Genomic DNA, 18,965 nt, shown 5'->3' on the forward strand with positions numbered 1-18,965 from the left:
AAGCCCGCCAACGCCGGTGACTTCCGGCGGGACCGGCCATCCGCTATACTTCATTTTCCGGCTGCCGGGCATGTGCCGGAAGGTGGGTTGGCGGGCTCGGAGGACGCCTGTCCGCCTTTGCCGATAGAATCCTGTAATCCCCAATCCGCAAGGAGCGAACGATGCGCATCCGTAACCTCGTAGTCGGGCTGACGTTGGTCACCATCCTGGGCAGCACCGTGGCGTGGGCCGACGACACGGCCATCACCTTCGCGAACGGCCGAACCCTGCTCGCCAAGGCTGATTTCGAGGGCGCCCTGCAGGCGTTCAAGATCGCCGTCACGGCGCAGCCGGAGAACAGCGAATACTTCCAGGAGTACACGCTTCTCCGCCGCGTCATCAACCTGCGGGCGCAGCTCAAGGATGAGCAGGATCCCGAGACGTGGCAGAAGATGAGCCAGGCGCTTTATAACTACTACCACTCCCGCAAGATCAACGGCGAGGCCCTGGCGACCGCCGGCGCCCTGTACGAGAAGGTCAAGACCGGCGAAACCGCCGCCCTGCTGGCCGAAGCCCAGTTGACCGCCGGCGACAGCAAGGCCGCGGCCGAGCTCCTCGCGGGCCTGGACCAGGAGCAGCGCACGCCGCGGACCGATATCCTGCAGGGTATTGCGCTGGCCTATCAGAGCGACGCCGCGGGCGCGAAAACCATCGCCACCCGGCTCGAACTGCCGAAGGACTGCGAAGGCCCGGTGTGCTACGACGCCGCCCGCCTCTATGCCCTGGTCGGTGACACGGAGAAGGCGCTCGGCACGCTGAAGTGCGCGTTCGAGTGCACGCCGCCGAACCAGCTCGACGTCGTCAAGGCCGACGCGAAGGAGTGCAAGGACTTTGCGGCGCTCGTGTCCAACCCGGCGTTCGCGCAGGCCCTGGAGGCGAAGTCGAAGGTCGCGGCCGGCTGCGGCAGCCAGGCCGGTTGCGGCAAGTGCCCGAGCAAGGCCGGCTGCGCCGGCGCGGGTGACAAGGACAAGCCGCCCGCCGAGTGCAAAGGCCACGAGAAGGCAGGCGAGAAGCCGGCCGGCTGCGAGCACGAGAAGAAGACCGAGAAGTAACGCGCCCGGCGACCCGCTGGCGTTTACCGATGCTAGAGCAAACGGTCTGGCGCAGCCAGGCCATGGCCGCAGTCCCAACAAGCACCCACATTGCCGAGACCGCCCCCACCGGGTAGAACCGCACCCCGGCGGCCCGTGCGCGGCGCGCTACGATCAGTGGATTGGTGCGCCGCTTCATCCGCCAATTCGCGAGTGGTCTGTTCGATCCCGATGCACGACACTGCCGCTCACGTTCCGCCCGCGCCGCCTGCCGCCCCACCCGTCCGCGTCGGCGTCGTGCTCACCGCGCACATCCTCTACACGCTGCTGAACGCGCTGCTCTTCACCAACATGTTCTGGCTCATGCCCATGCTCGTCCGGCTGCGCTTCGGCTCCGACGATCCGACCTGGCGCGACTGGCAGACCACGCTCGTCACCGCGGCCGTCCCGATCTTCATGATGCTCTCGATCTTCTGGCATGAGCTGCTGCGCCGCACGACTTTCCGCACATACCTGATCGTGTTCTGGCTTGTCGGCGTGCTGCCGCTGGGCTGCGTCGCCCTCGCCCAAAGCTTCTGGCAGATGTTCGCGTGCCACGTCGTGGCGACCATCGGCCTCGGCGGCCAGGCGCCGGTCAACGGCAAGCTGCTCAAGCATTTCTATGCCGACGCCGTCCGCGGCCGCGTCTACGCCCTGCTGAACGTCGTCGCGCTCGCCAGCAGCATCGCGTCGATCTACCTCTTCGGCGTGTGGGTCGAGGCCGATCACGACGCGTTTCGCGTGTACTTCCCCGTCGCCGCCGGGCTGCAACTCGTCGGCATCGCCCTGCTGCTCTGGCTCGCGCAGCACACACGCCTGGACGCCGAGCGTCCGGCGTCGCAGCCGCCGGCGTGGAGCGACCTGCTGAAGCCGATCCTGCACATGGGCGCGGTGCTGCGTGCCGATCGCACGTTCCTGCGCTACGAACGCGCGTTCATGACCTACGGGGCGGCGTACATGCTGTGCGATGCGCTGCTGCCGGTGCTCGGCACCGAACTCGGCCTGCGCTACGAGGACTACGCCCACTCGACGCAGGTCGTCACCAAGCTCGTCACGCTGGTCGCCACGCTGCCGATGGGCTGGCTCATGGATCGCGTCGGCGCGGTCCGCACGTCCGGCATCGCCTTTGCCGTGCTCGCGCTGTATCCCGCGCTGCTGCTCACCGCCCGCGGCACCGTCGGCATCGGCGTCGCCAGCGTCGCGTACGGCCTGGGGCTCGCCGGCGTCCAGATGGGCTGGATGCTAGGCCCCGTTAATCTGGCTGGCACGCCGGACAAAGTGCCGCAATACGTCGCAATCCACGCCACGCTCGTCGGTGTCCGCGGCGTGATCTTTCAGGGCCTGGGGATGCTGCTGTACAAGCTGACCGGGAGCTTCACCTGGCCGCTGATCGCCGCCGCCGCCGCCTTCCTGTGGGCCGCCATCCAGATGGACCGGCTGCAAGGCGCGCTCCGCCAACAGGCCGCCACGGCGACGCCCCCATCCCCGCCGCGCCCGGTCGCGACCACAATCCGCGCCGCGAGCGGCAGTGAGCGAATCGAGGGGGCGTAACAAGGTGCCCAGGTAACAAGGTGACAACGTGAGCCGCATGGGGGTGATCAGGTGACAACGTGATCGGGTGACAAAGGTACGCCGCGCCCGCCACGGTTTACAATCCCAACACGCGTGACCCGCATGGTCGGCTTCAGCCGACCGGCGTTTGCCACCGACTTCAGTCGGTCGGACTAAGACCGGCGGCCCTCCCATTCCTCGTCTCCCCGCCCGCAGGGCGCACGCCGGTTGCCAGGGATTTCAATCCCTGGAAGACCAGACCTCACCCCCTCCTCTTCCTCGTTCAGCCCAACCGGCTGACGGAGCACCCGTCGTCGCCCCACGTGCCCATCCCCGTTCCCACGTCCCCACCTTCCCACATTCCCCCGCATTCCCGCGCCCACCCCGCCGAGATCTAGCAATCCTAGCATTTTCGGCGCCCGCGGCGTTCTCCGCGGCTATCTTCCTTCAGGAGGCGCGGATGCGCATCTGGCTAAATGCCGAGTGCTGAATGCTGACCACTTCAACGTCCGAATAACGAAGTGTGCCAATTAGGCCGCGCAAAAAGATTCTCTCTTGCACCCCTGAGCCGACCGGCAACTGGCACCGGCTCGCGCCGCGTGCCCGGCCCCGTTCCGACATTCCCACGCCCCACCCCCATTGCCGCAGCCAGTAGAATGTTGGGCGCAGGTGAGTGGAACCGGGGGTCGGAGAAATCGTGATGCGCTGCATTCCGGCACTGGCGCTGCTGCTGTTCACCCTCCCAGCACGCGCCGACGCGCCCGCCGACGTCGACCGCAACGGCTACGTGGATCTGGCGGATTTTGCCCTGCTGCAAACGTGCTTCACCGGCCCCGGCGTGCCGCAGCCTGCACCCGAATGCCAGGTCTGCCGCCTCACCCCCGATGTCGCCGTCGATTTCGCGGACTTCTGCTCCTGGACCGGCTGCTTCCACGGCCCCGGCGTCTCAGTGCCGGCGAACTGCACGCCGCAGGGCACGCAGTACTTCCCGCGCGAGTCCACCTGGTACCAGGACATCTCATTCTGGCCGGAGGACACGCAGTCCGATGCGGTGATCCAGTGGCTTACGGCCGCCGGCGGTTGGGGCCTGGGGCACATGCAGATCGACTTTTCGATCGAAGTCCTGCAGGCGGACGCGACCACGCCACTGCTGCCGTTCATCCAGACGGATGACTGGTACTACCCGGATTGCGATTTCGCGCCGGTGCCGGTGCCGCCGGGCGGAGCACTCGAGGGCGAGGAAGGCTACGAGTGCCTCAGCGACGGCGACTGTCACCTGCTCGTCGTGCACCCACCGACGCAGAAGCTGTACGAGATGTGGCGCGCGAACATCGTGGGCGGCACGTTCTACGGTGGTTGCCTGGCGATCTGGGACATGACGCGTGTCTACCCGCCGCAGGGCCGCGGCGAGAACTGCACGAGCGCCGACGCCGCCGGCTACCCCATCGCCCCGCTGCTGTTCAACGCCGACGAGGTGCAGGCCGGCTGGATCGACCACGCGATTCGCTTCATCCTGCCGAACAGCCGCATTCGCCACGGCGTGTATCTGCATCCGGCAACACATTCGACCTCCGCAACCAGCGGCGGCACGAACGCGCCGCCGTACGGCGTGCGTCTGCGGCTGCGCGCGGACTTCCCGATGGAGACACTGCCGAACGACGGCGCGCGGGTCGTCGCCCGCGCGATGCAACGCTATGGCATCCTGCTGGCGGATGGCGGCAGTGTTGCGCTGACCGCACAAAGCGACCGCTTCACGGCGGCCAAGTGGGCTGACCTGCTGGATTCGCACGACCTGGTCGCGATCCAGGTGAGCGATTTCGTCATGGTGAACGGCGGCGCGCGGCTGCCCTACACCGGCGATTGCGTGCGTGAGCCGCTGGCAAGGCAGCTCGCCCGCGGCGCGTTGGTCCTGGGCCGTCGCCTGGCAGACTGGGGACAGCAGGCGCTATGCAGCGCCTTCGGGAAATGAATGGATTGGCGTGTGTAACCGCCTTCCTCTCCTTTTCAGGGAGGGCGAAGCTCCTGCTGAGCCGCGGCTCGCCAGGAGACTCGCTCTCCCCGGATCGCGCGGGCGTCTACACCCAGCCGCGATCCTTGCAGGCCTGGGCCACGCGCGCGATCGCGATCGTGTACGCCGCGTCGCGCATGTACAGCTTGCGCTTCTTGGCCAGCTCGTACACGTCCCGGAACGCCGTCGTCATCATCACGTCCAGCTTGCCGAGCACCTCGTCCTTTTCCCAGAAGTAGTTCATGTTGCTCTGGACCTGCTCGAGGTAGCTGCACGTCACGCCGCCGGCGTTCGCCAGGAAATCCGGAATCACGAAGATGCCGCGCTCCTGGATGACATGGTCCGCGTCCGGCGTGGTCGGGCCGTTGGCGCCTTCGGCGACCAGCTTCACGCGCTTCGAGATGCGGTCCGCGTTCTCGCCGGTGATCGAATGCTCGAGCGCCGCCGGGATGAGGATGTCCACGTCCTGCTCGATCCACGCGTCGCCGGGGAGCTTTTCGTAGCCGAGCGCCGCGGCCTTCTTCTGATCGAGCCCGCCGAAACGGTCGGTGATGCCACGCAGCGCGTTGAGATCGATGCCATCCTGCTTGCGATATGTGTAGGCCTGCTGGTCGCCCTGGTCCCAGCACGCCACGCAGATGACCTTGCCGCCGAGCTGCTGGTAAAGCTGGATCGCGTACTGCGCGACGTTGCCGAAGCCCTGTACGGCGGCGATCGTGTCCTGCGCGCGGATGCCCAGCTCCTTCATCGCCTCGCGCATGGTAAAGACCACGCCGAAGCCGGTCGCCTCGGTGCGGCCGAGCGAGCCGCCCATGCCGACGGGCTTGCCGGTGATGAAGCCGGGGTAGCGGCCGCCGTGGATGCGCTCGAACTCATCGAGCATCCACAGCATGTGCTGGGCGTTGGTCATCACATCGGGGGCGGGCACATCCTGCACGGGGCCGACGTTGTTGGCCACGGCCCGGACCCACGCGCGGCAGAGCTGCTCCTGCTCACGCTGGCTGAGGCTGTGCGGCGAACAGACCACGCCGCCCTTGCTGCCGCCTAGGGGAATGTTGACGACGGCGCATTTCCAGGTCATCCACATGGACAGCGCCCGGACGGTGTCGATCGTCTCCTGCGGGTGAAAGCGAATGCCGCCCTTGCCCGGGCCGCGCGCGTCGTTGTGCTGCACGCGGAAGCCGCGGAACACCTTGAACGTGCCGTCATCCATGCGGATCGGCAGGCTGAAATGATATTCGCGGAGCGGGTAGCGCAGCAGGTCTTTGGTCGCCTGGTCGAGACCGAGTTGGTCCGCGACCTTGTCGAACTGGGCTTGAGCCATCTGGAACGGATTGAACGGCTTACTGCTCATGGAGATCATCCTTCGTCCCGCCGTCCGGCGCGGGAGCCACGCCGCGCAAGGCAGAGCGCCCCCGGGGCGTGCTTGTAGCGTGGAAAACCCTGTCACGAGAACGCATGATGCGTGAAGTCCGATCCGTTCCCGTCCGTCGCAGGCCGGGCTGCGTCCGTCGAGAACGATCGGTGTGCATGTCGAGATCCGCTCCTGCCGCGCTGTCGCTGCAACCGACAGCCGAGCCCTGAAGGATAGCCGAACGGGGGCCGGAGTGTCAAACCGGCCGCGCTGGCGTGCGCCACACCCAGGCTGGTGAGCCTCCCGCCTGCGGGCTAGAATACGACGGGCGGTCGGTTCCGACCCGCCATGACAGCCGGCGCCCACGTCCAAGGCGGCGGTGGGCCATGGGCGCACGATCCAGCGAGGAACACATGCCCGATTCCGCCGCACACGGCAGCTACCCCGCGTTTGACCGCCGGTTCCTCGGATCCGACGAGAACTTTACCGTCATCGGCAGCGGCGAGCTCGGGGGCAAGGCCACGGGGCTGGCGTCGATCAAGCGCATCCTCGCGGAGCATTGCCCGCCCGGCACGTTCCCGGACGTGGACATCTCAATCCCAACTCTGACGGTGATCGGCACCGACGTGTTCGAGCAGTTCCTGGCACTGAATGACCTGCACGCGCTCGCGCTGAGCGACGAGCCGGACGGGCACATCGCCCATCGGTTTCAGCGCGCCGAGCTGCCACCCACGATCGTGGGCGATCTGCGGGCCCTGGTAGAGCGCTCGCACACGCCGCTCGCCATTCGCTCATCGAGCCTGCTCGAGGACGCGCTGCAACACCCCTTCGCCGGCACGTACGCCACCAAGATGATCCCCAACAACCAGCCCCGGGTTGACGTCCGCTTCCAACGGTTGACCGAGGCCATCAAGTTCGTCTGGGCGTCCACCTTCTTCCGTGACGCCAAGAGCTATATGCGTGCGATCCGCGTGCCGCCGGAGCGCGAACGGATGGCGGTCATCATCCAGGAGATCGTCGGGCAGCGGCTCAACGAGCGGTTCTACCCGACGCTGTCCGGCGTGGTCCGCACGCACAACTTCTATCCCAGCGGGCCGGCGCGGCCGGAGGACGGCGTCGCAAACCTGGCCCTGGGGCTGGGCAAGACAATCGTGGACGGCGGCGTCTGCTGGACGTATTCGCCGGCGCACCCGCGGCACAGCGCTCCGTACGGATCCGTGGCGGACCTGCTGAAGAACTCGCAGACGCGTTTCTGGGCGGTGAACATGGGACCGCCTCCGCCGTACGATCCGATCAATGAGGCCGAGTACCTCGTGGAAAGCGGTCTGGATGACGCCGAGTGGGACGGCGTGCTGGGTCCGCTGGTCTCGACGTACGACGCGCAGGCCGACCGGCTGGTGATGGGCATGGGGCGGCCCGGACCACGTGTGCTGACCTTCGCGCCGCTGCTCGATCTGGAGGACGTCCCACTCAATGCGATCATCGTGCATCTGGCCGAGTGCTGCAAATCGGCCCTGGCGGCCGACGTGGAAATCGAGTTCGCCATGACGCTGGGGCCAGGCCGGGGGCTGCCGGCGCGGTTCGGCTTCCTGCAACTGCGCCCCATGCTGGTCTCGGGCGAATGTGTCGACGTGGCCGAGGACGAACTCGACGGCCCACGCGTGCTGGTGAGCAGTAACCGTGTGCTGGGCAACGGCGTGCGCGACGGGCTGACGGACGTTGTCTATGTGAAACCCGGGACGTTCGAGGCGCGGCACACGCGCGCGATCGCGCAGGAGCTCGATATCCTGAACCGGCGCCTGGCAGAGGCCGGTCGCAATTACGTGCTAATCGGGTTCGGGCGGTGGGGCAGCAGCGACCCGTGGCTGGGCATACCGGTGACCTGGCCGCAGATCTCGGCGGCGCGCGTGATCGTGGAAGCAACGCGCCCGGACATGAACGTCGAGGCCAGCCAGGGCACGCACTTCTTCCACAACATGACCAGCTTCCAGGTGGCGTACTTCACCGTGCGGCACGACGGGCGACAGCGCATCGCGTGGCCCTGGCTCGACGGTTTGCCGACGGCAAGCGAGACGGACTTCGTGCGACACGTGCAGGCCCCGGGGCCGCTGCACGTGCGCGTCGACGGGCGGGTCGGACGGGGGGTCATACTGCACGCATGAGTAGAGCGTGCGGGAGCAGTAGTCATGGCGGAACACGGCGACAAGATCGACAGCATCATGCGCGACCTGCACGAACGGGCCAAGGAACTGAACTGCCTCTACACCGTGGAGGAGCTGGCGAACGACGCGGATTCATCACTGGACGACGTCTTTCGCGGTGTGATCAAGGCCCTGCCGAACGGCTGGCAGTACCCGGACATGTGCCAGGTGCGCATCATGTTCAACGGCACGACCTACCAACCCCCGGATTACGTGGAGTCGCCGTGGAGCCAGAGCGCCACCATCTGGGTGCGGGGCCAGCCGGTTGGCACGCTCGAAGTGTCTTACAGGCGCATGATGCCGCCGGAAGACGAAGGCCCCTTTCTGAAAGAAGAGCGGAGGCTGATCGACTTCATCGCCGACCGGCTCGGCAACTGCGTGACGCACCGGCAGCTCATGGAAGGGATGCGCGACTGGCGCTCCACCGAGCACGCCCTGACGCACAACACCATGCAGGATTGGACGGTGATCATCGACCTGCTGCGGCGGACGGACCAGGCCCTGCTGCTCCGCATCGCGCGCAAGATGATCAATCACCTGTGCTGGAGCGGCGTGAAGGACGCGGACGTGCTGCTCCAGAACTTCGGCGGTCCGGGGCAGCCCGCCCAGCCGGATCCCCTGCTGGAGATCAACCGGCCACGCCGCGTAGACAACGGTCCGCGGGCCGAGACGCTGGTGGACGAGGCCTTTCGCCTCGCGGCGGTGCACCTCAGCGACGCGGAGATCGTGGCCTGCATCCACAAGTGGATGAAGCAGGACCGCGCGAGCTTCCTGGTCAACACGCTCGAGAACTACCACACGTCGCTTGCCGAGGTCGGCGACGCGCTGCAACGCTACGAGCACGCGACGCACGGCGAGGTCGAGCTGTCGCCCTCCACCATGAGCGGGCTGCGCGTCTCGCTGATCCGCCGGCTGCTCACCGGGCAGCTCGAGTTCATCAACGTCGCCAAGCGCTACCTGGACATCCGCGACTTCCACGAGCTGATGCACCGGATGATCTACCCCGGCGAGGGCCACGGCAAGATCGGGGGCAAGAGCTCGGGCTTGCTGCTGGCCGGGCATATCGTCCGGCAACACGCGGCCACGAACGAGGTGCTGGCCGGCCTGAAGGTGCCGAAGACCTGGTACGTGACGTCCGACGGACTCTATGATTTCGTGTACACCAACCACCTGGAAGATGTCTTCACGCAGAAGTACAAGGACATCGACCAGATTCGCCAGGAATACCCCGACATCGTGCAGGTCTTCAAGCACTCGCATTTCTCGCCCGAGATCATCCGCGGCCTGTCGCTGGCCCTCGACGAGTTCGGCGAGCAGCCGCTGATCGTCCGCAGCTCCAGCCTGCTCGAGGACCGTTTCGGGGCGGCATTCTCCGGCAAGTACAAGAGCCTGTTCCTGGCCAACCAGGGCCACAAGCGCGAACGCATGGCCGCGCTGCTCGACGCCATCGCCGAGGTCTACGCGTCCACCTTCAGCCCCGACCCGATCCTCTACCGCACCGAGCGCAACCTGCTCGATTTCCAGGAGGGTATGGGGATCATGATCCAGGAGGTCGTGGGGACGCGGGCCGGCGATTATTTCGCCCCAGCGTTCGCCGGCGTCGCCTTCAGCCACAACGAGTTCCGCTGGTCGCCGCGCATCAAGCGCGAAGACGGCCTGGTGCGGCTGGTCCCCGGCCTCGGCACACGGGCGGTCGACCGGCTCGGCGACGACTACCCCATCCTGGTGTCGCCCGGACAGCCTGGCCTGCGCGTCAACGCCACGGTCGAGGAAGTGGTGCGCTACTCGCCCAAGTACATCGACGTGATCAACCTGCGCACGAACAGTTTCGAGACGGTCGAGATCGCGCAGTTCCTGCGCGCCTGCGGAGGACAGTGGCCCGGTGTCGAGCAGCTGGTTTCCGTCTACGACCACGGCAACCTGCGCCAGCCGCTGCTCGGGCAAGTGGACTTCGAGCGTGACGACCTGGTCGTGACCTTCGAGGGTCTGCTCGCGCGCACGACATTCCTGAAGCAGATGCGCACCGTGCTCACGTTGCTCGAGACCGAGATCAAGTCGCCGGTGGACATCGAGTTCGCCTCCAACGGCCGCGACCTGTACCTGCTGCAATGCCGGGCGCAGACGCCCGCCCGTCACTGCACGCCGGCGCCGATCCCGCGCGACATACCACGCGACCGACTGCTCTTCTCCGCCCATCGCCACGTGTCGAACGGCAGCGTGCCCGACATCACGCACATCGTCTACGTCGACCCGGAGCAGTACAGCTGCATCGGGAGCCTCGAACGCCTGACCGCAGTCGGCCGGGCCGTCGGCAAGCTCAACAAGCTCCTGCCTAAGCGGCAGTTCATCTTGATGGGCCCGGGGCGCTGGGGCAGTCGCGGCGACATCAAGCTTGGCGTGCGCGTCACTTATTCCGACATCAACAACACGGCGATGCTGATCGAGATCGCGCGCAAGAAGGGCGACTACACGCCGGACCTCTCCTTCGGCACGCACTTCTTCCAGGACCTCGTGGAGGCCTCGATCCGCTATTTGCCGCTGTACCCGGACGAGGACGGCGCGGTGTTCAACGAGCGCTTTCTGACTGGCTCCGGGAACATGCTGGCCGACCTGGCACCCGAGTTCGCCGCGCTGTCCGATGTGGTCTACGTCATCGACGTGGCGCGCGCCACCGACGGCCGCGCGCTGCGCGTCCTGATGAACGCCGATCTCGACGAGGCCGTCGGCGTGCTGGCGGCCCCGACCACCACGATCGAACCCGCCGTCACCGACGAGGCCGTGGACCGGCCCCAGCGCGAGCAATACTGGCGCTGGCGCCTGCGCATGGCGGAGCGCATCGCCAGCCAGATCGACCCCACCCGCTTCGGCGTGCAGGGCGCGTACGTGTTCGGCAGCGTGAAGAACGGCACCGCCGGCCCGGCCAGCGACATCGACCTGCTCGTGCATTTCCGCGGCAGCGCCGACCAGCGCGCGGCCCTGGAACGCTGGCTCGAGGGCTGGAGCCTGTGCCTGAGCGAGATGAACTACCTTCGCACCGGGTACAAGACCGACGGTCTGCTCGACGTTCACATCGTCACCGATGCGGACATCGCCAGCCGCACCAGCTTCGCCCTCAAGATCGACGCGGTCACCGACGCCGCCCGGCCCCTGGCCTTGAAGCACGCGCCGTCCGACGATATCAAGGCTGAATAATCGGGCCGCTGAGCCGGCGTCCGTCAGCCGCCGCGGTGACCCGCCGAGGCTCGGACCGTGGACGACATCGAACTGCAACGCGCCCTGCGCGAGCTCGCCGCTCGCTTAAGTCGCCTCGAACGCCTGGCCGGGATCACCCCCCCCATCGAAAGCACGCCCAGCGCACCTGTACCGCCGCCCCCGCCGCCGCCCGCGCCTAGGGACGCGGAGCCACCACCGGCGCCAGCGCCGGTGCCGGAACCGGCCATCATCGAGTTGATTCGCACGCCAGCGCCACCGGCGGCGCCACCCATCAAGCTGCAGGCGGCCGTTCCAGTGATCCAGGGTTCTCCGCCGGCCAAGCCGCCGCGTCCCGCGCGCCAGATCTCGCTGGAGCAGCTCATCGGCGAGCGCTGGATGGCCTGGGTCGGCGCGCTGGTCGTCGTGCTGGCCGCCGGTTTCTTCGTCAAGCTGGCCTACGATCTCGGCTGGTGGGGCCGGTTGCCGCCGCTGGCCAAGTGCCTGATCAGCGCCGCGTTCGGCGCAGCGCTGGTCGCCGGCGGTGAGATCGCCCTGCGTCGCGTGGGGCGCATCGCCGCCGTCAGCCTGTTCGGGGCCGGGCTCGGCACGCTCTACCTCACCGCCTACGCGACCTTCCGCTATTTCAACCTGCTGTCGCAGTCGGGCGCGTTCTGGCTCATGCTGCTGGTGGCCCTGCTCGGCTTCGCGCTCACGCTGCGCGGCCACCTGGTGGCCATCGGCATCCTCTCGCTCATCGGCGGTTACCTGAGCCCGATCCTCCTGTCAGAGCAAGTCACCTTCGCCGCCGCCCTGCCGCTCTACATCACCATGCTGCTCGCCGTCGCGCTCGCGCTGTCGGCGGTCCTCCCCGAGCCGTTCCGGTTGCTGCGCTACGTGGGCATCGCGCTCCACCTGATCGTCGCGACACTCTGGGCCTACCGCGAAGGCAGCGGCCACTGGCTCATCGCCGTGTCGTTCGCCACGCTGTGGTGGGCACTGGTAACGGCGGAAACGCTCTGGGCGGCTTTTCGCGGTCAGTCGCCGCGTGGCAACCCGACCGTCAGCCTGCTTTTCACGTTCTGGTATGTCTCGCTCGGCTGTGGCGTGCTGGCCGCCGCCAACCCCGGCGAGCGCAACTGGCTGGGGCTGTTCACCGGCTGCGTGGCGGCAGTGTGTGCCTGGCTGGCGTTGCCGCTGGGTCCGGGCGTGTCGGTGCTGCGCATCCGACCCCGCCGGGCCATCGAGCGGATGATCGCCGCCCTCTGGGCGCAAGTCGGCATCCTGTGCGCTGCCGCCATCGCCGTGCAGTTTCGCGAGGGGTCGCAATCGTACGGCATGACGATCGGCTGGCTGGTGATGGCCGTGGCGTGCATCGAGCTAGGCCGGCGGCTGCCGTCGCGCGCGGTGGATGTGTTCGGCCTGCTCATCGGCCTGCTTGCCCTGGTCCGCGTCTGGGGCGTCGACTCGTTCCACCCTGCGCTCCCCACGCCGAGATGGTCGTACGGCAATCTAAGCGTCAGTTACTGGGCCGTGCTCGTGCTCGGCGCTATCACCGCCACGCAATTCGCCGCGCGGCGGCTGCGGCTGCATGGCGACTGCGCCTGGCTGTGGCTCACGCAGTGGCTGACCTGGCTCAGCGCCTTGCAATGGCTCGTGCTGTGCGTCTTCACGTGCCGCGGCCTGGCGCTGACAACCGGGTGGCTCGTCGGGGCCGCCGCGCTGCTCGCGGCATCGTCCTGGAAGCCCAGCCCGGCGTGCCGGCCGGCGGCCGTGTTCCTACTGGTCTGCGCGGCCGCGAAATGGCTGCTCGGTGACGCCCTGGGCACGCGGACGTCCGGCGCGTGGGATCCGAACGCCACGCAGCCATTCGCGAACTGGCAAATGGGCGTCGCGCTGCTGCTCTTCGCCGGTGCGTGCGGCGTCTACCGGGTCTACACCCGGCGCCGCGCGACCGCCCCGCTGGACGAGTCGCCGGCGGATGAAGTCGCGCCGGTGCGCCCCTCCGCCTTCGCGGGCGGCGTGCTCGTCGTCGCCGTATGTTTCCTCATCACCGCGCTGAGCTTTGAGGTGGAGCACCTGATTGGCCAGCTCGAAACCACCCGGCCCACCGGCGCGCCGCGCCCGGCCGAGGACCCGTCCCAGACCCGTCTGCTCTGGTTCGCCTTACTGTGGGCCGGCGGCGGACTGGCGGCGCTGATCTACGGTCGCGCGCGGGGGATCAGCGCGCTCGCCGCCGCAGGCACGGCGATCATCACCCTCGCCGGCCTGACCTGGCTGATTCCGGGCACACTCTCCTGGCGCATCGTGCACGGCGTCACACTGTGCCCCGTCTTGGTCAACATCACGTTCGGCATCGGACTGGCCACCGCGGCCGCCGTGTTCGTGACCGGCATGCTACTGAGACGAGACGCGCAGCCGGGATGCGCCGACGTCATGCCACGCGCCGCACAAACCGCGTTCACGGCCGTGCTTTCGTTGGTGCTGATCGCGCTCGCCTTCGAGATCGATCGCTGGCTGGGACACCGCGCAGCCGCGCGGCCGGAAGGTGTGACGCCGCTGTGGACAGGCTGGCACGAACGTGCGCTCTGGGGCACACTGCTCGCCGCGGCGGGCGGACTGCTCGGGCTTGTGCTGGGACGCTGGCGCCGCGTCCCGCAACTGGTCGTCACGGGCTGGGCCCTCCTTATCGCCGCCGGCGTGGCCTGGTTGAGCGTCGGCACGCTTCTGCCGCGGCTCCATCACGGCGTCACGCTCAGTCCCGTGGTGTTGAACCTGCAGTGCGGCGTCGGCGTGCTGGCCGCCGTGCTCCTGGCCGCGGCGACCTGGTTCACGGCCCGCGACCAGACCGAGTGCGAGTCCCGACTGGTCGGCGTCTGGCTCGTCGCGCTCATCGGCTTGTGGCTCGGCAGCCTGGAGCTCGACCGCTTCTTCGCCCCGGCCGCGGCGCGCGTCAGCAACCCGGCGATGGCGCGGCAGACGGCATGGAGCGTCTACTGGGCCCTGTACGCGATCGGCTTCGTGGCCGTCGGGTTCTGGAAACACTCCGCCGCCACACGCTACGCGGGCCTGGGCCTGCTGGCAATCACGCTGGCCAAGGTGCTGATCGTCGATTTGGCGCATGTGCAGTACGCGTATCGCGTGCTGTCGCTGCTTGTCGTGGGTCTGTTGCTCATCGGTACTTCGATCGCGTACTCGCGCCTGGCATCGGTGCTCTTGCGGCCGCAGACGCCGACCACCAATCCGACGCAGCGCAAGGAGTAAGCCGCGGTCGCCGGCCGCTACAGCAGTGTCCGCGTGGCCCGCGCGGGGTCGGCGGGATCGAACCGCACGAGGGCCAGCTCCGGGCCGTCGTGGGCCGCCGAGAAGCAATACGTGTCGCCGATGCGGTCCTGCCAGGCCCCCGTGAGCCGCGCGGACTCATGCACGTGCCCGTGCAGCGTGATCCGCGGCTGGCGCGTCTCGATGAACCGCCGGATCGCGACGCTCCCCACATGCACATCCAGCGGCGCATGGTCCACGCTGCGACCATCGAGCGCCGCCCGGTCCAGCTTCGTCTGGTAGGGCGGTGAATGGAACAGGAAGATCGCCCGCGTCAGAGCGTGCACACCGGTGAGCTCATCCAGGTCCGCCTGGATCGTCCCGCACTGCAGCTCGTGCTCCGGCACCAGCACAGTGTGCAGCCCCTCCTCCGGCGCCAGGCAGCCCGGCTCGACAAAACGCGATACGTCGTAGCGCTCCCAGTCCTTCAGTCTAAACGGCGTGGGTGGTACGCAGGCGTAACCATAGACGTCGAACCCGCCCAGCGTGACGTGACGGGCGTGGACGTGCTCCCAGACGCCCGCCACCTCCCCCACCGTGAGCGCCGGCTCGGCGGCCCGCGGATCGTCATTGCCCAGGATCGCGAACACGCGCGGATACGCCGGCCCGAGAAACGCCTGCAATTGGCGCAGTGACGCCTGGACGAAGTCCTGCAGGAAGTCGTCGAAATCGGCAGCGTGAGTCCACAACGACCGGCCGCCGCTCGGCAGCAAGTCGCCCCCGAGAAACACGGCCTGGGGTCGCTCGCGTGCCAGTGCGTCGAACAACTTGCGATACCGGTCCAGCCGGCCGTGCAGGTCGCTCACAAAGAAGCAGATGCCCATGTGGCACTCCCGGGCCGCCGCCGCGGCCGTCCATATGAGTGTATCACGCCGCGGTGCCCCGCGTGCGGGATCACTCGCAAGTGGGTTTCGCGCCCGCAAAAAAACCCCTATAGTGTGCCTGCCGCCCCACGCGCCGTTTGGTGGCCGCGGGCGCGTCCAGCGGAGTGCTGCCCATGCTCACTGCCTTCAGGCCTACCAGAGTTCTCGTGGTCTTGGTTACAGGACTTGCCCTGTGCGGCGCATGGGCTTCCGCGGCGCGCACGCCCATCCCGGAGCCGCCCGCCGCAGCGCAGGTCGCGGACACTCAGCCAGCGGTGCCAGCGACCCAGCCCGCAGCCGACGCGCAGCCTGCCGCAACGCAACCGGCGTCCGACGCTGCCCGCGACGCGGACAAGCAGGCCCGCGAACGCGAGCGCAAGCTGGCGCGCCTGCGCCGGCAACTGGAGATCGCCCAACTGGGCGTGGCCAAGGCCCGGACCGCCATCGAGCACGGCGACCTCAAGTACAACGACGCGCTGGCCGCCGCCGAGACGGAATTCGAGCTCGCCAAGAAACGGTTGCAGATCTTCCAGAAGATGACGGTGCCCAACCGCCTCGCCCGCGCCGAGCTCGAGCTCCGCCAAGTCGAGGACGGCGTCACCGAGTCGCAGGAGGAGCTCTACCAGCTGGAGCTCATGTACAGCGACGAGCAGCTCGCCGACCAGACGCGCGAGATCGTCATTGAGCGGGCCAAGCGCCGGCTGGAGCGCGCCCAGCGCGACCTGGAGCTGCGCCGCGAGGAATTCCGCGTGCTGAAGGAAGTCAACCTGCCGCTCGAAGAGCAGGAGCTGGACCACGCCGCCGAGCTGAAAAAACGCGCCGTGCTCCAGACCCAGCGCGACAACGAGCCAGAGATCATCGACCGCCAGGTGGCCGTCATCAACGCCGAGCTCGAAGTGACCCGGCTGGAGGAGGAGATCGCTGATCTGGTCTCCGAGGCCCAGGCGGCCGCCTCGCAGCCGGCCCGGTAGGCCCGCCCCGCGGAGCACGCCATGACCGTCGCGATCCGATGCGGACTGCTGCTGCTTGCGGGGGGCGCTGGCCTCGCCGCCGCCGACCGCCTGAAGCCGACCGACATCACGCCGGCCGTCGTGCAGGCGGGCGTACAACGGGGGGTGACGTTCCTGCTCGGCGCGCAGAACCCCGACGGCTCATGGGGCGGGGCCGCGCGCTCGATCACCACGTGGAGCGGCGACATGTGGACGTCGCCCGAGTCGCACCGCAGTTGGCGCGTCGCGACCACTGGCCTGTGCTGCCTGGCGCTGCTCCAGGTCGGCGACTCCGACGCCGCTTACGCCGCCCTGGACCGCGGCCTCGACTACCTCGTCGCGAATGCCTGTGTGAAACGCCCCAACGACTGGGACACGATGAACTGCTGGGCCGACGTGTACGGCCTGCAGGCGCTCGCCGCCGCGCTGCAGCACCCGCGCCATGCCGCGTCGCCGCGCCGGGCGGACCTCTGCCGCGCCGCCGAGACGCACCTGCGCCAGATGGCGTACAGCCAGTCGCTCAGCGGCGGCTGGGGCTACCTGGAGTTCAACACGCCGCGCACCGCGCGCCCGCAATGGGCCACCAGCTTCACCACGGCCTCGGCGATCATCGCGCTGCTCGAGGCTCGCGCCGCCGGCCTGCCCGTTGACGCCGATGTCGTACGTCGCGCGGTCCGCGCCGTGCGGCGGTGCCGGCTGCCCAACGGCGCGTACGACTACTCGGTCTCGGCAATACCCAATCCGGGCTGGACGGGCTCCGTCAACGGCGTGAAGGGCTCGCTGGCCCGCATCCAGTCCTGCAATCTGGCGCTCTTCCGGGCGGGCGAACGCGTGCCCCGCGAATGGCTGCAGACCGGTCTCGAGCAGTTCTTCCGCGAGCACCGCTTCCTGGACATCGCCCTGCACAAGCCGGTCCCGCATGAGGCGTTCTACCAGAACTCCGGGTACTTCTACCTCTACGGGCACTACTACGCGGCCGAGGTCATCGCCTGTCTGCCACCCGCGCAGCGCGACCCGTACTGGCCGCGACTGCAGTACGAAGTGCTCAAGCTTCAGCAGGCCGACGGATCGGTGTGGGACTACGACCATCATGCGTACGCCAAGCCCTACGGTACGGCGTACGCGCTATTGGCGCTGGGCCGCTCAATCGACGCGGGACAGCGCGCCGGTGACCTCGATCACGATCGTGACCGTGACGCCGGTGTCGGTGGTCAGCGCGAGTGAGTCGTACAGGTAGGCGTTCAGCCGCCCGTCCTCGAGGAGCGCGTACACGGCGGACTCGATGCCCGTGCCGGTGACTGGCGCCGCGCCGACCTGCCCGTCCTCCACGCTCAGCTCCATGTCGTAGCGCGTCGCGGTGTCGTCAAACGTCGCGGCCGTGGTCGTGCTGACGATGTCCAGGTCCAGCCGGCTCGTCTCCACTGGGATGATCCGCTGCTCGCCGACGTCCGGCAGCGGCCCGTTGCCGGCGTCGTCCGTCACCTTCCCATTGTCGTCGATCGTGACCGTGTAGTCGTACGGCACGTTCTTGGTAACGGCGATTTCGCCGGACTCGATGACGGTCACGCGCATGGTCATCTCGCCGGCCCAGCCGCCGGCCATCGGCGCCGGGGCGCCGGGGCTGGAGACCGCGCCGCGGCCGACGGTCGCGGTGCTGATTGCCTGGTTGAAGCCGTTGATGACGGCGTTGGCGCGCTGCTCGCAGGTGCCGTGGGCGCCCTCGGCAAACCAGGGCACGCTGTCCGGGTCGCCGGTGGTGCAGGCAAACTCCTTCAGCAGTTCGGCGATCTCGCTGACGTTCGCCGAACCGTCCTGCTGCGCCAGCGTGCCCATGTAGTAGCCACCGCGCACGTCCGCGTCCTGCTCATACTCGAACGACGTGGAATACCGGATGTTGTTGGCGTACTGCACCTGGTGCCCCCACTCGTGCGCCACAATCAACATCGTCGGCAGCTCGCTGTCCCACTCCTGCACAAAGCGCTCGAACAGGCCCGGATCGTACACCACGCTCGGCGGCAGGCTGTAGGAGATGGCGTTCTGCCGGACCAGCGTGTAGGCCGACGCGTCCGCCCGGAACACGCACGTGCTGAGTTTCCAGAAGTCGTTCAGCTTGTTGCCGTACCGCGCGATCTTGTCTTCAGCCTCGGCGAGCGCGTCGATCGGAACACCCACGGGCGTGTAGTCGCTGTCCACGCTGCACTTGGCAACCGAGCCCCCCGGCGTGTTCCCGTCCTGGGTGTCGTTGCTGTCCCCATCCGTCGTGCCATCCGTCGGACAGCCGCCCAGGACCGCCGCCAACACCATGACCAGCCCCGCCCGCACCATCCGTCCCCAAGCCACGCCCGTCATCTCCAGCTCCGATCGAATCTTGTCTGCCCCC

At 68.1% G+C, this 18,965-nt stretch carries 11 protein-coding genes; 8 read left to right on the forward strand and 3 right to left on the reverse strand.

All coding sequences use genetic code 11. The features are described from left to right. Nucleotides 1-161 precede the first annotated feature (161 nt). The 3 genes from KA383_08635 to KA383_08645 all read left to right on the forward strand — a co-directional run bounded on the left by KA383_08635 (nucleotide 162) and on the right by KA383_08645 (nucleotide 4,629). On the forward strand, nucleotides 162-1,091 hold the full coding sequence (locus KA383_08635) for a hypothetical protein (GenBank protein ID MBP7746186.1): 930 nt from the start codon (nucleotides 162-164) through the stop codon (nucleotides 1,089-1,091). 210 nt (nucleotides 1,092-1,301) lie between these two features. Then, on the forward strand, nucleotides 1,302-2,660 hold the full coding sequence (locus KA383_08640; GenBank protein ID MBP7746187.1) for an MFS transporter: 1,359 nt from the start codon (nucleotides 1,302-1,304) through the stop codon (nucleotides 2,658-2,660). A 697-nt stretch (nucleotides 2,661-3,357) separates the two neighbouring features. Continuing rightward, nucleotides 3,358-4,629, forward strand: coding sequence for a hypothetical protein (locus tag KA383_08645; GenBank protein ID MBP7746188.1), 1,272 nt, complete (start codon nucleotides 3,358-3,360; stop codon nucleotides 4,627-4,629). A 106-nt stretch (nucleotides 4,630-4,735) separates the two neighbouring features. Here KA383_08645 and KA383_08650 read toward each other — a convergent pair whose 3' ends face one another. Then, on the reverse strand, nucleotides 4,736-6,022 hold the full coding sequence (locus KA383_08650; protein MBP7746189.1) for a Glu/Leu/Phe/Val dehydrogenase: 1,287 nt from the start codon (nucleotides 6,020-6,022) through the stop codon (nucleotides 4,736-4,738). Nucleotides 6,023-6,435: 413 nt separating this feature from the next. On the opposite strand from KA383_08650, the gene KA383_08655 reads away from it, so the two are divergent. From KA383_08655 to KA383_08665, 3 genes are all read left to right on the forward strand, one after another. Beyond that, nucleotides 6,436-8,184, forward strand: a complete 1,749-nt coding sequence (locus KA383_08655; GenBank protein MBP7746190.1) for a hypothetical protein — start codon at nucleotides 6,436-6,438, stop codon at nucleotides 8,182-8,184. A gap of 24 nt (nucleotides 8,185-8,208) precedes the next feature. Then, complete coding sequence (locus KA383_08660; protein MBP7746191.1) at nucleotides 8,209-11,415, forward strand: nucleotidyltransferase domain-containing protein; 3,207 nt, start codon at nucleotides 8,209-8,211, stop codon at nucleotides 11,413-11,415. Nucleotides 11,416-11,646: 231 nt separating this feature from the next. Next, the gene (locus KA383_08665; protein MBP7746192.1) at nucleotides 11,647-14,676 is read left to right on the forward strand and encodes a DUF2339 domain-containing protein; all 3,030 of its coding nucleotides are present in this window, start codon (nucleotides 11,647-11,649) and stop codon (nucleotides 14,674-14,676) included. Between the two features lie 17 nt (nucleotides 14,677-14,693). On the opposite strand, the gene KA383_08670 is transcribed toward KA383_08665, so the two are convergent. Further along, on the reverse strand, nucleotides 14,694-15,557 hold the full coding sequence (locus KA383_08670) for a metallophosphoesterase (protein ID MBP7746193.1): 864 nt from the start codon (nucleotides 15,555-15,557) through the stop codon (nucleotides 14,694-14,696). A 314-nt stretch (nucleotides 15,558-15,871) separates the two neighbouring features. Here KA383_08670 and KA383_08675 point away from each other — a divergent pair, with 314 nt between their 5' ends. Both KA383_08675 and KA383_08680 read left to right on the forward strand, forming a co-directional pair. Continuing rightward, the gene (locus KA383_08675) at nucleotides 15,872-16,567 is read left to right on the forward strand and encodes a hypothetical protein (protein ID MBP7746194.1); all 696 of its coding nucleotides are present in this window, start codon (nucleotides 15,872-15,874) and stop codon (nucleotides 16,565-16,567) included. A 21-nt stretch (nucleotides 16,568-16,588) separates the two neighbouring features. Next, nucleotides 16,589-17,809, forward strand: a complete 1,221-nt coding sequence (locus KA383_08680; protein ID MBP7746195.1) for a hypothetical protein — start codon at nucleotides 16,589-16,591, stop codon at nucleotides 17,807-17,809. Here the strand turns inward: KA383_08680 and KA383_08685 are convergent. Then, nucleotides 17,729-18,934, reverse strand: a complete 1,206-nt coding sequence (locus KA383_08685) for a hypothetical protein (GenBank protein MBP7746196.1) — start codon at nucleotides 18,932-18,934, stop codon at nucleotides 17,729-17,731. The two genes, KA383_08680 and KA383_08685, sit on opposite strands and share 81 nt — an antisense overlap. Between the last annotated feature and the right edge of the window lie 31 nt (nucleotides 18,935-18,965).

This window comes from Phycisphaerae bacterium (genome assembly GCA_017999985.1).
Lineage (GTDB): Bacteria > Planctomycetota > Phycisphaerae > UBA1845 > Fen-1342 > JAGNKU01.

Excerpts from the sequence above, each read along its gene's own strand:
- KA383_08685 (MBP7746196.1), bottom strand. The coding sequence starts at position 18,934 with ATGACGGGCGTGGCTTGGGGACGGATGGTGCGGGCGGGGCTGGTCATG.
- KA383_08680 (MBP7746195.1), top strand. The coding sequence starts at position 16,589 with ATGACCGTCGCGATCCGATGCGGACTGCTGCTGCTTGCGGGGGGCGCT.
- KA383_08670 (MBP7746193.1), bottom strand. The coding sequence starts at position 15,557 with ATGGGCATCTGCTTCTTTGTGAGCGACCTGCACGGCCGGCTGGACCGG.
- KA383_08660 (MBP7746191.1), top strand. The coding sequence starts at position 8,209 with ATGGCGGAACACGGCGACAAGATCGACAGCATCATGCGCGACCTGCAC.
- KA383_08650 (MBP7746189.1), bottom strand. The coding sequence starts at position 6,022 with ATGAGCAGTAAGCCGTTCAATCCGTTCCAGATGGCTCAAGCCCAGTTC.
- KA383_08640 (MBP7746187.1), top strand. The coding sequence starts at position 1,302 with ATGCACGACACTGCCGCTCACGTTCCGCCCGCGCCGCCTGCCGCCCCA.
- KA383_08635 (MBP7746186.1), top strand. The coding sequence starts at position 162 with ATGCGCATCCGTAACCTCGTAGTCGGGCTGACGTTGGTCACCATCCTG.
- KA383_08655 (MBP7746190.1), top strand. The coding sequence starts at position 6,436 with ATGCCCGATTCCGCCGCACACGGCAGCTACCCCGCGTTTGACCGCCGG.